Source organism: Chryseobacterium sp. CP-77, assembly GCF_036362765.1.
Lineage (GTDB): Bacteria > Bacteroidota > Bacteroidia > Flavobacteriales > Weeksellaceae > Chryseobacterium > Chryseobacterium cupriresistens.
Window position 1 is genome coordinate 1,238,623 of record NZ_CP143637.1, and the last position, 12,151, is coordinate 1,250,773.

General features: G+C 34.6%; 14 protein-coding genes and 3 tRNA genes. 11 read left to right on the top strand and 6 right to left on the bottom strand.

The genetic code is table 11. From position 1 onward, the window contains the following. Positions 1-27 precede the first annotated feature (27 nt). Complete coding sequence (locus V0410_RS05495; protein ID WP_330746636.1) at positions 28-1,935, bottom strand: M56 family metallopeptidase; 1,908 nt, start codon at positions 1,933-1,935, stop codon at positions 28-30. Positions 1,936-1,940: 5 nt separating this feature from the next. Further along, positions 1,941-2,306, bottom strand: a complete 366-nt coding sequence (locus tag V0410_RS05500; protein WP_202838784.1) for a BlaI/MecI/CopY family transcriptional regulator — start codon at positions 2,304-2,306, stop codon at positions 1,941-1,943. A 334-nt stretch (positions 2,307-2,640) separates the two neighbouring features. Here V0410_RS05500 and V0410_RS05505 point away from each other — a divergent pair, with 334 nt between their 5' ends. Then, on the top strand, positions 2,641-3,222 hold the full coding sequence (locus V0410_RS05505) for a hypothetical protein (protein WP_227943778.1): 582 nt from the start codon (positions 2,641-2,643) through the stop codon (positions 3,220-3,222). A gap of 346 nt (positions 3,223-3,568) precedes the next feature. Here the strand turns inward: V0410_RS05505 and V0410_RS05510 are convergent, their stop codons facing one another. Next, entirely contained in the window at positions 3,569-4,015 is a 447-nt protein-coding gene (locus tag V0410_RS05510; RefSeq protein ID WP_330746637.1) for a GNAT family N-acetyltransferase, read from the bottom strand. A gap of 184 nt (positions 4,016-4,199) precedes the next feature. Between V0410_RS05510 and V0410_RS05515 the strand changes: the two genes are divergently transcribed. The 4 genes from V0410_RS05515 (at position 4,200) to V0410_RS05530 (ending at position 6,693) form a co-directional block, all read left to right on the top strand. Continuing rightward, positions 4,200-4,913, top strand: a complete 714-nt coding sequence (locus V0410_RS05515; RefSeq protein WP_330746638.1) for a 2OG-Fe(II) oxygenase — start codon at positions 4,200-4,202, stop codon at positions 4,911-4,913. 18 nt (positions 4,914-4,931) lie between these two features. Further along, complete coding sequence (locus tag V0410_RS05520; RefSeq protein ID WP_330746639.1) at positions 4,932-5,180, top strand: Ada metal-binding domain-containing protein; 249 nt, start codon at positions 4,932-4,934, stop codon at positions 5,178-5,180. Positions 5,181-5,484: 304 nt separating this feature from the next. Next, entirely contained in the window at positions 5,485-5,766 is a 282-nt protein-coding gene (locus V0410_RS05525; RefSeq protein WP_110010973.1) for a hypothetical protein, read from the top strand. Between the two features lie 75 nt (positions 5,767-5,841). Next, positions 5,842-6,693: a GLPGLI family protein gene (locus V0410_RS05530; RefSeq protein ID WP_330746640.1), complete on the top strand. Its 852-nt coding sequence runs from the start codon at positions 5,842-5,844 to the stop codon at positions 6,691-6,693. Between the two features lie 155 nt (positions 6,694-6,848). Here V0410_RS05530 and V0410_RS05535 read toward each other — a convergent pair. From V0410_RS05535 to V0410_RS05545, 3 genes are all read right to left on the bottom strand, one after another. After that, a tRNA-Met gene (locus V0410_RS05535) sits at positions 6,849-6,921 on the bottom strand. Between the two features lie 38 nt (positions 6,922-6,959). After that, positions 6,960-7,032: transfer RNA gene (locus V0410_RS05540), tRNA-Met, on the bottom strand. A 38-nt stretch (positions 7,033-7,070) separates the two neighbouring features. Then, positions 7,071-7,143, bottom strand: a tRNA-Met gene (locus V0410_RS05545). A 101-nt stretch (positions 7,144-7,244) separates the two neighbouring features. On the opposite strand from V0410_RS05545, the gene V0410_RS05550 reads away from it, so the two are divergent. The 6 genes from V0410_RS05550 to V0410_RS05575 are packed head-to-tail and all read left to right on the top strand — an operon-like array spanning position 7,245 to position 11,621. Continuing rightward, entirely contained in the window at positions 7,245-7,856 is a 612-nt protein-coding gene (locus V0410_RS05550; protein WP_202838779.1) for an L-threonylcarbamoyladenylate synthase, read from the top strand. 34 nt (positions 7,857-7,890) lie between these two features. Beyond that, positions 7,891-8,595, top strand: coding sequence for a CPBP family intramembrane glutamic endopeptidase (locus V0410_RS05555; protein WP_330746641.1), 705 nt, complete (start codon positions 7,891-7,893; stop codon positions 8,593-8,595). 4 nt (positions 8,596-8,599) lie between these two features. Continuing rightward, entirely contained in the window at positions 8,600-9,358 is a 759-nt protein-coding gene (yaaA, locus tag V0410_RS05560) for a peroxide stress protein YaaA (RefSeq protein ID WP_330746642.1), read from the top strand. Then, the gene (gene prmC, locus V0410_RS05565) at positions 9,359-10,207 is read left to right on the top strand and encodes a peptide chain release factor N(5)-glutamine methyltransferase (protein WP_330746643.1); all 849 of its coding nucleotides are present in this window, start codon (positions 9,359-9,361) and stop codon (positions 10,205-10,207) included. A gap of 29 nt (positions 10,208-10,236) precedes the next feature. Beyond that, a complete protein-coding gene (locus V0410_RS05570) occupies positions 10,237-11,259 on the top strand; it encodes a serine hydrolase domain-containing protein (protein ID WP_330746644.1) in 1,023 nt (340 codons plus the stop codon). 2 nt (positions 11,260-11,261) lie between these two features. Next, the gene (locus V0410_RS05575; protein WP_330746645.1) at positions 11,262-11,621 is read left to right on the top strand and encodes a DUF4180 domain-containing protein; all 360 of its coding nucleotides are present in this window, start codon (positions 11,262-11,264) and stop codon (positions 11,619-11,621) included. The last annotated feature ends 530 nt before the right edge of the window (positions 11,622-12,151 follow it).

Sequence of the window (12,151 nt, forward strand, 5' to 3'; positions counted from 1 at the left end):
CTGAAACTGACAAAGCCTGATGGAACTTTATTTCTTTGTTTCGATTCTTATTTCCCCTTGCTTAACATCTCCTTTTTTCTGAGTATTGACATTAACTTTCGATATATTGCTTGTATCCAATGAGTTTACATCATCCTTAGAAACTTCCCTTCCGTCAATATAATACTTGTATTGTACATCATCATTACCGCTTATTCTGAAATTTTTCACCCCATTCATGGCAATATTTCCGTTGCCATCTTTTTTGATAAAATCAGCATTCATTACAATTACATCAGGTTTACCGTCAAATTTAATAAATGCTCCGTTTCTAAAGCTGACAGATCTTTTCTCTGCTTCTGCACGGGCTTTTTCAACTTGTTTTCGGATTTTTTCCCCATCAATTCTGATTCTTTCAGCCTTCACTCTGATTCTGTCTCCTTCAGCTCTTGCTGTTTCACCTTCCACTCTGGCTTTTACCGCTTCTTTCATCGCATCTCTGGCTTCTGCCATTGCTTTGCGTACTTCTTCTTTTTCTTTAGCACTCAGATCCTTATAATAAACAGTGTTATTATTCTTAAAGTAAACTACTTTGGGAGCCTTTGGGGCTAGTGGAGCTTCTGGAGCAATTGGCGCCAGAGGTGCATCCGGTGCATTAGGCGGTGTGGGCGGAACGATGTGTTTCACTGCTCTTGCAGCCTCTCTTCCCGCTTTTTTAGCTGCTCTTTTTATTTTGCGAAGTTCTTTCTTATCAAGAGGGTCCATATTTTCAAGTTCCTTCATCTGATTTTTCCATTCAGCAGAATTGAAATATTTATCAACTTCAACTTTGGCCGCCATCTCTCCTATTTCTGATGCCAGATTACTTATTTCTTCAATTTTATCACTGAAGGCATCACTTTCCGGATCCAATCCTTTCAGTTCCTTCTCTTTTTCTTTTATCTTTTTTTCAAGATCAGTCAATTTTTTGTGTTCACCAGGTGATAAGGTTTTTAATTCCGGGATATTTCCCTGAACCGATTTTTCAGGTCTGATGGTATCTTTTTTTATTTCTGAAACTGCTTTTTTAATAGAAAGATTGGTTTCTTCGATTTCTCTGTTCTTCGCATTTACTAGATAAGCAAACGCTACGGTAAATAAAACCGGCAATGCAAGAATTCTTCGCGCATATCCGAACTTGGTTTTTGGTTTTTGTAACATTTTAAGTCTTTTTTTAAGGTTTGAACTTAGAAACGGACTGGCAGCAGGCAACTGTGTTCCGGAAAAGTGGCTTGCTAAAAGCATCTGCGCAAATGCTTTGGTGTCCGACTGCTGTACGGCTTTTTTATCCGCCAGGTATTCGTGGATGAGATTAATTTCTTTTTTGATGATATGAAAAAACGGATTGAACCAGAACACAGAAGTAATAATCTCAATAAAGATCTTATCAAAGGAATGTTTCTGCTCAATATGTACCATTTCATGCTTTAAAATCTGTTTTCCGATATCAGAATGCAGGGTAATTGTATTCTTCCAGAACAGGTTTTTAAAATAGGAAAATGGAGCTTCATTAAGGTCTGTACGGTAAAAGTTGATCCCGTCAAAGCTTTCTTTCTGAAATTGATTTTTAAACTGCTGGATTTTAAAAATCCCATACAGCAGCCTTCCTAGAAAATAGAAAGAAACCAGTCCCAGAGCTGAAAAAATAATGTTAAAATAAAGGTTACCATTGTTTATATTTTTTTCTGAATTAAAATTCTGAATTTTGTCAAGAAGCATATATATATCATTATTCACCTCTATCGTAAAATCATCTACTCTGATGAGTGGCAATAACAGGGATATCACAATTGCTGCCAGCAGATAAAATCTGTTATAATGATGGAATGTCTTGTCCTTTAAAGACAATTGATAATACAAAAATGTTACACCCGAACATAAAATAATTTTTCCAAAGTATAAAAGTATTGCTTCCATAGGTTTTAGTCTTTATTTTTGAGTTCGTCCAATAGCATCTCAAGATCTTCTACCGTCATTTCATTTTTTTCTACCAGAAATGAAACGGCACTTTTGTAAGAGCCTTTGAAATAGTTCTTTACAAGGCTTTTCATGGTTTTCCCGGAATACTGTTCTTTTGAAACCAGTGGAAAATACTCATGCTGTCTTCCATGTACACGATAGTCTACAAATTCTTTGTCTTTCAACACTTTTAAAATGGTAGATACCGTATTGGTATGGGGCTTGGGTTCCGGAAAAAGATCAAGAACATCCTTAAGAAATCCTTTTTCTATTTTCCATAAATACTGCATTACCTGTTCTTCTGCTTTTGTTAAAGTCTGAATTTTCATATCCTGTTCATTTATCATTTATCGTGATATAAACCTTTTGACTCTATATCACTAAGAAATTAGTTATACAAATGTAGAAATAAAATCGAATCAAACAACTATTTTTTTAGTGATAAACACCAGCAAAACATTAAACATCTGATAATCAATTGAATAAAAATAGTTAAAATATATTAAATTTTTAAGAGAGTGAAAATATAGCCTGCTTAATCGATAGAAAAAGAAGCAATTCAGAGGTAAATTCTTAAAACTTGTTAAATTTTATTAAATAAAATTAAAATGAATTTGTTTTAACCGGGAAATTATATTTATTTTAGTGCTTTAAAAATTTCTCATGAAAAGATATAATTTACTGATTGTACTATTACTGCTTATTTTTAATGTTACTACAGCACAAAAGAAGGGTTCTCCTGCTGCCGATCTTAGCATACTGAAAGATACAAAATCAAAAATCGAAGCTACCGTTCCATTGGTTATTCAACATCTTCAGACGATCGCTACAAAAGAAGGCGATAATAATATTGTGAATAACGGAAAGATTGCTTTGGGTAGAGAATATGGTATTGTAGAATCTGAATGGTTTTTATACAGAAACAACATGAAAAATTGTATCCTGAACAATTCATCTAAAAAAGCTAAGAAATGTATGGAATACCATAACAATATGATGAGAGGAACAATGATCAATTACAACAATTATATTACCAACCTTACAAGAAAAAACGGTTATCTTGGAGTTGAAGGAGATACAAAATTCGATTTCAAACCTGCTGATATCGCTACAAAACTAAGTGAAGCTTATTTCAATGCGAATGATGCTGCAGGCAGAATGAAAGCGGATCAGAAAAGAGACTTTCTGGGACAGACGATGTCTGATGACAACAAGCTTACTCCATACACTCAACTGGCTCAATAATATTTAAATATATTTTAAGAATACAAAAAGAGAATGACGATCGTCATTCTCTTTTTGTATTCAAAAGCAAAAAATCTCCGCCGGAAAAAGCAGTTTTGTGGTACTAATCATAAAACCTTGGGGAAAAAGTAGAAAATAGGCAGAGATTTTTTTGCATACGCTCTACAGATCAACTGTCCTACCCATGATCTGTAAGAGCTTTACAAAAATAGGATTATACCCTTCTGCTGGCTGAAAATACCTGTAGAATTAAACGTTCAGAACTGTAGAACTAATACTACTTGTCCTTATAGAAGTAAAAATAGCTGAAAAAGCTGCGCTATGATCAGTACTGAATAGCCTTATTCTACTTCCACCAGTGGTAGTAATTATGCAGTCCGTCATATTCAAACCCACAGCGCGGGTACAATGTGTTTCCTATATCATTCGTTTTTTCGGTTTCAAGCATAAGTCCACACGCTCCTGTTTCTTCACACCATTGTTTACTTCGGTCAATTAATGCTACAGAAAGACCTTTTCCTCTATAGTCCGGATGAACAAACAGATCACTTAGCAGCCATTGTTTTTGTAATTTGGTATAGTGAAATAATTTGTAAAGCTGCACGAATCCTACGGCTTTTCCGTCCGCTACTGCTAGAAAAATATTGGATTCACTGTTTAAAAACCTTTCTTTGAGAAAAGCCTTCCCCTTTTCAACATCAGATTCCTGTCTGTAAAAAACACGATAAAGATTGAACAATTCAGCTGTTTCATCAAGATCCTCAAGACTTGCCTTTTTAATAATGTAATTCATCGTTATATCTATTTTATTAACAGGGCAAAGGTAGCCTTAAACAGGACCAGTGGTATCATCCAGAAATATATTAAATCAATAGGCCAGATATTTTATAACTCTTTATTCATCGATAAAAATACCGCATGTTTCGGATTGTATTGTTCTGAAGAACTATGGATTTTTGCAGAATAAAATCAAAATAATGAAAGATATCATTCATACAATCAAAAATATTGACTGGGAAAGCCTTACGGAAACAATGCATCAAAACGGCTATGCCATCATTGATAATCTGCTGTCAGAAAACGAATGTGAAAAACTGAAATTGGATTATGATCATCCAGCTTTTTACCGGAAAACAGTTGTCATGGCCAGACATCGTTTCGGATTGGGTGAATATAAATATTTTAACTATCCATTACCTGAAATTATTCAAACCATACGAAAAACTATTTATCCTTATCTGGCGCCTGTCGCCAATGCATGGTTTAAAGCTTTACAAACAGACACCCAATTTCCTTCAGATCATCAGGAATTCTTAAACCAATGTCATCTTAACGGGCAGCAAAAAGCGACGGCATTAATTTTAAAATATGGAAAAGGAGGATTTAATACGCTGCATCAGGATTTATATGGCGATATTTATTTTCCCATTCAGATTGTTTTAATGCTCAGCGAACCCGGCAAGGATTTTACGGGTGGTGAGTTTGTGCTTACCCAGCAGATTCCCAGAGCTCAGTCAAAGGCTATTGTTCTGCAACCCAAAAAAGGGGATGTACTTATTTTTACGACTCAGTTTAAACCAGAGAAAGGAACCAAAGGCTATTACAGGGTCAATATGAAACATGGTGTAAGTGAAGTTAAAGAAGGAAACCGCTACGCGTTGGGTATTATCTTCCATGATGCGACTGCTTAATTATTCAATAAGTAAATCATGATTCAGCACTCTCAGATCCCAACCGAAAGTCTAAGAAGTAAAATCCATCACAGAGAAATTCGTTTTGGAGGAAATAAAAAACTGAAAATCTATGGATTGCTCTGCTGCCGCTCAGGAAAAAGAATGAAGAAAGAGAACAGGGTTTTCTTCACAGATGAGAAAGAAGCTTTAGAAAATGGTTATCGTCCCTGCGGGCATTGTATGAAAGAAGCTTATAAAAAATGGAAGGAAATGAATATGGAATGATTCAAATGTACACCAACATCGTTTTGTCTGCAATGACCAGAGAATAAAAACAGAATTCTATAAAATTTAAGCTGCTATAAAAAAATTTTATATTTTTCCTTATGGAAAACCGTAATCAAATTAATTAATGGTTATATAAATTTGATTATTACGATAGTATTTAAGCAGTTATCAGAATATCATTTTTGAAACATATATTAGAAGTAGTAATGTCCTAGATTTACAAAAATGAAAACAGAAGAGAACCTTTGACAACAAAGACGCTCGGATATTCGCGACTCAATTAATTTTAAATTTTAAAACCATGAAAAAAATTATTTTAATCGCTGGAATTCTTACAGCGGGAATCATGAGTGCTGCTACAGCTCCATCTAAGAACGAGAAATCAACTACGTCTAAGATTCAAAAAGAAAACCGAATAGAAGTTTTGAAGAAAGATTCTAAAACAAAGAAGAAATATTCCAAATTTTATCCAATCTATTATACTACAAGCTGTGGTGTAGCTGCGGTAACTAATCAGTCTAACTGGAGTGAAGCACAGATAATGGCATGGACAGAAGCTCTTGAAGCAAATTACTGTAATTAATTTTTTAATTATATCTTGCACTTACAGTAATAATAACAATAAACTGTAAGTGCAGTTTTTATTTATCATAATATCATGAGTAACTCTAAGAAAATTTCTTTATTTTTTTCCTTCTTTTTATTTGTATTATTTTATTCTCAGACAGAAAGAAAAGAAGCCCTTGTTGCGGACTTCACCTATTTATTAAAAGGGAAAATAAACAAATCAACCCCCAACTATATACATGAAGAGTTTTTCTCTTTACAAGTCTTGAATGACCGGGCTTTTTTTATCAGTGAAAAAGCTGTAAAATTTGATTCTGTGTTTCAAAGTGAGTTTAAAAAAGCTACTGTAAACGGATATTCAAATATAGATTTTAGGGGAAAATCTTTCCCAAAAACCAAATTCCCGTACACGATTATCCAATCGAATCAGAACATTCAATATTTTGAAAATATCGGGATGACATTACTTTCCTATAAAGAACCTATCATAAACAACTGGAAACTTATTAATGAGTCCAAAGTGATAAAATCATTTAACTGTAAAAAAGCTGAACTTAATTACAAAGGACGAAACTGGATCGCCTGGTATTCCACCGATATTCCCCTCTCGTACGGCCCTTATAAATTTACAGGATTACCGGGATTGATTATTAAAATATCGGATCAAAATGGGGATTATGACTATGAACTTGTAAAATCTGTATCAAGCGAGAAACTGAAGGGTATGGAATTGACAGTAAGGAAAAAAAGATATGAGAATTCTACGGAAACTTCTATAGCCGGCTTACAAGAGGCGAAAAAGAATTTCATTAATAATATGATCGGATCACTTTCAAACTCGGAGACCACTATAACATCAGAGTCTATGGAAACGGTACGAAATATACAAAAGCAAAAACTGCAAAATTTAACAGATGAAAATTCAATTGAACTAATTCAATAATTATGCAATATCATACTATCGGATACCATCAACAGATCTTAAAAATACTATAGAATTTACAAGCTTAATTAATATGTTCATTTAATTAAGCTTTTTTTTAGACAGAACATATAAAAAATCGGTATAACAATAAGTCATACCGATTTTTCGTTTAGTAGCGGGAACCGGACTCGAACCGATGACCTTCGGGTTATGAGCCCGACGAGCTACCTACTGCTCCATCCCGCGGTATATTTTTAGAGTGTTTACCGAAAACACTTGCTTAGTAGCGGGAACCGGACTCGAACCGATGACCTTCGGGTTATGAGCCCGACGAGCTACCTACTGCTCCATCCCGCGGTGTATTTTTAGAGTGTTTACCGAAAACACTTGCTTAGTAGCGGGAACCGGACTCGAACCGATGACCTTCGGGTTATGAGCCCGACGAGCTACCTACTGCTCCATCCCGCGATATTGGATTGCAAAGGTACGAATAATTTTTACAAATCCTAATTTTTCTTTTAAATAAAGGACTTTTATAAAAACTATTTTATTATTTGTATCTTTGTTTTATGGCAAAAATATTAAAAATTTATCCAGACAACCCACAGGAAAATCTTGTGAATGAGGTTATTAAAACATTAAACAATGGCGGGCTGATTATCTATCCTTCTGATACGATTTATGCTTTAGGCTGTAATATTTTTGATATAAAAGCCATGGAAAAGCTGGCTCAGCTCAAAAAAATGAAGCTCGACAAGTCTAAATTCTCAATTATCTGTAATGATCTCAGCCATCTTTCTGACTTTACAAGACCTATCGATACGTCAGTTTTCAGATTTCTGAAAAGTCATCTTCCCGGGCCGTTTACCTTCATTCTTGAAGCCAACAAAAGTTTACCTTTAGCCTATAAAGGCCACAAAACAATTGGTATCCGTGTTCCGGATCATCCGATTCCGCAGCTTATTGTTGAAAAACTGGGCCATCCCATAGCATCCACTTCCATTAAAGATGATGATGAAATTATCGAATATTCTACCGATCCGGAACTTATTGCTGAAAAATATGATCATCTGGTAGATATCGTCATTGATTCAGGGTATGGTGACAATGTAGCTTCTACGATTGTAGACCTTACTTCAGGAGAACCGGAAATCATCCGTCAGGGAAAAGGGATCATTTAATTCAAAGTTTAAAGTTCAAGGTTTAGGGCACTGAATGATGAATCTTACCGGGAAATATGCTGTAGGAATTTTACTCACTTTTGCTATTTTAGCTGCAGCCATGCTGTATTCTTTCCCTGCTGTCACCACAATAACAGGAGTAAGAGGAATAACTGAAACCAATTTCTTTCTCAGCAGAATTATACTATGGATAGTTCTTATCACTGTATTTCTATACAATGTCTTTATTGAGAAAAGTGCTTTTTTTCTTAAAAAGGAGAAGAAATATTCCGCAACATTTTACATCAAAGCTGTTGTGAGCTTATATTTTATCTGTCTGATTGGCGGAGTGATTCTGAATGCAGTCGTCATGTTCGTTACACAGGAAAAAATAAGTGAGAAGCTTCTCAACCTTGTTCCCATTCTTAGAAATAATTATTTTTTAGTTATTTTTACATGCCTTACGGCTGCTATTGTAGAGGAATTTCTGATGCGGGGCTATATCCAGCCCAGGATTGAAAAAATATATAATAACCCGACAGTTGCCATTGTTATTTCAGCTGTTTTATTTGGAATTCTGCACAGCACTTACGGTACCATAAGCCAGGTTCTTGGACCTTTTTTTATCGGAATCGTGTTTGCTGTATTTTATAAACGCTATTCAAATATTAAAATTCTGATCATCTGTCATTTTATGATTGATTTTATCGCAATGATGGTCATGAATTGTATTGATATTAAACACTTATCTGTATTTTAACATTATGAAAATTATAACATCTCCTGCCAAATTAATGAAAACGGAAAATTCAACGGATCTGTTGAAAACCACTACTCCAAGATTCATTGAAGATGCAGCATTGATACAATCTTATTTAAAAGAAAAATCACCCAAATACCTTTCCGAGCTTATGGAAATATCCCCAAAGCTTGCTGATGAAAACTGGGAAAGAAATCAAAAATGGAAGTCCAAACCTACAGCAAAAGAATCTGCTCCTGCTATGTTTGCCTTTACAGGAGAGGTTTACAGAGGCCTTGATGCTAAAACACTGGATAAAAATGCTGTAGATTACCTTCAAAAAAACTACAGAATCCTTTCCGGGCTTTACGGTTTACTGAAACCATCTGATAAAGTAATGCTTTACAGGCTTGAAATGGGCCGTCCTTTTGAATTTGAGCAATACAAAAACCTATACGAATTCTGGAGAGAAAAGATTACAGAGCAGTTGAATGCTGAAATGAAAAAAGGAGAAATCCTCCTTCACCTTGCCAGCAACGAATATGGAAAAGTAGTCGACAGAAAGAAACTGAACCATACAGTAATTGATTTTGATTTCTATGAATTAAAAGACGGAAAACTGAAGACCATCGTGGTATATACAAAGCATGCCAGAGGTCTTGTGGTCAGATTCTGTGCAGAAACCAATGCCAAAACACTGGAGGATGTAAAAGCATTCAACTATGAGGGATACAGAATTGATGAAGAAAAGTCAACAGATAAAAAACTGGTTTTTACAAGATAAATGACAATTTCAGCATTTAAAAAATATTTCAAAACAGAACTTTCCGATCTTTATACAGACTCGGAAAGTGTGTTTTTATCGTCTTTATTCATTCAGCAGATCGTAGGTTTCGATTCATTTCAGCAAAGAAGATTTGCTGAGCAGGAACTTCTGATGGATGATGAAGAAAAACTTGATCATATTGTTTCAGAACTTAAAACCGGTAGACCTTATCAGCAGATATTGGGTGAAACAGAATTTTACGGAATGAAATTCTTTGTGGATGAAAATGTTCTGATTCCCCGCCCTGAAACAGAAGAATTATTGGAATTTGCTATCAGGGAGATTAAAGGTTCAGAGTTTAAGGTTCAAGGATTAAAGATTTTGGATATAGGAACCGGAAGCGGAGTTATTCCATTGGTTTTAAAGAAACATTTCCCGGAAGCAGAGGTTTCATCTATTGATTTTTCTGAAAAAGCTTTGAAGACAGCCCAAAGAAATGCAGAGTATCACCAGTTGGAAATCCGGTTCATTCATGCCGACTATCTTAATTTTGATCTGGCTGAAAATTATGACATCATCATTTCAAATCCTCCCTACATCGGGATTGAAGAAGAGATCGAAATTGTTGATTCTGTGAAAGAATTTGAACCTAAAATGGCCCTTTTCTCCCCTACTTCGGATGCTTTGATCTTTTACAGAAAAATTGCGGAAGATGCTGAAAAGTATTTGAATGAGAACGGACTTTTGTTTCTTGAAATCAATCAGAAACTGGGTCCTGAAACGCTGGAATTGTACCTGGATTTTTCTAATGCTCAATTATTGAAGGATTTATCTGAAAATGACCGATTCATTTATGGAAGGAAATAAGTAATTTTGTTTTCATACACACCTAACCTATGAAAACTTTACTATGGAACATCGTTATTTGTCTTTCACTGATTATGCAGCTGGTATCCTGCCAAAAGCATCCTCGGGATGTGGTGAGTAAATATTATAGTAAAGGAGAGTTCAACGGTTCCGTTTTGATTGTGAACAACGGCAGGATTGTTTGCGATACGGCTTTGGGTTTCCGCAACTTTGAAAAAGGGCTGAAAACAGATAAAAATACCTCATTTTATATTGCATCCCTCAGTAAACCCTTCACTGCAGCAGCTATTATCATGCTGGAGCAAAAAGGTTTGTTGAAGTTTGATGATAAAGCGTCCCGGTTTATAACGCTTCCTGAATATGCCAGAAACATTACGATCAGACAGCTTTTGCATCACACTTCAGGAATCAGGGATTATGAAAACCTGTTTTCTAAAAGAGGATTAACGAATCAGGAGGTAATAAACTGGCTGTTTAATCTTAAAAATCTTGATTTTGTTCCGGACAGCAAATTTAAGTACAGCAATACCGGATATATCATTCTATCCCTGATTATTGAAAAGGTTTCAGGTAGATCATACAGTGCATTCATCAATGAACAGATTATTACTCCATTAAAAATGAATAACACTTATGTGTATGAACATGGGACAGTTATTCACAATAGAGCATCGGGATATAATGAACAAAAGCAGCCTGATGATTATTCAATTTTAACAACCGGTGACGGTGGAATCTACTCTACTCCTGAAGATCTCTATAAATTTGATCAGGCTTTGCGAAACAATTCTTTTATTAATAAAGAAAATATCAGTATGATGTATTCTCCTTTCCAGTTATCTGACGGACAAATATCAAATTACGGCTTTGCATGGTATATAGAGAATAAAAATGGAAAAAAATCAGCAATGCATACAGGTGGCCTGAACGGTTTTAGAGCTTTATTCTGGAGAGATTTGCAGCATAACAGCTGTATAATTGCACTTACCAATCAGGGAGATGCATTTCTGCCTGGCAACTTTCTACAGGACATAAAAAAAACAATACGATAAACATGATTATTCAGCAACACGAAATCAATTCTATAAAAATTGCAGAAATTATTTCTGACGACATCATTATCCGGTCTGCACAAGACGGGTTGGATCTTATGGGAAATATCTATTATCAGGGGTTTGACAAAGTTATTCTTTACGAAAAAAATATTACTCCTGAATTCTTCGATTTAAAAACAAAAATTGCCGGAGAAATTCTCCAGAAGTTTTCAAACTACCGCATAGGATTGGCTATTGTTGGCGATTTCAGTAAATATGAAAGCAAAAGTATGAGGGATTTTATTTTTGAAAGTAATAAAACAAATCACATTAATTTTGTACCATCATTGGAAGATGCTTTAGTTTATTTTTCAAAATAGACGATTTCTCAATTCTTTAGATACAAAAACCGAAAGCTTTTTTCAATTTGAGATATCACGGTCTCGACATCTTCTGTTTTTTAATTCCTTACCACAGTACAAAGATTTACATAATAAAAATAACCTTTTAGATTTATAAGTTTATGTAAAAATTCAATTCAAATTATGTTAATCATTAAGAGAAGGCTAGAATTAATTCTATAACCATAAAAATCCGAACATTTCTTTGTATATTTGCAAAAAACACGAGGGAATATGAATCTTACTTATTTAGAAGCTTATACGGCTACATAATTCAATTTAATTTTTCGACCAACCAGGTAGGCATAGGATCTTTCTTTATGAAGCATGCTTGCTATATCTGTTCATGAGCTTTTGAACAAAGGTCTCGTCTGGCTATTATTTGAGCAGAACAATTCATTGTATTAATGAACTTGTTGATTATATCTTTTGCCTTTATGAATTAAGCCTCTTAAAGATTCCTTCCTACAAAAAACAAAAAATACACAAATAAAAAATTATTAAGACAT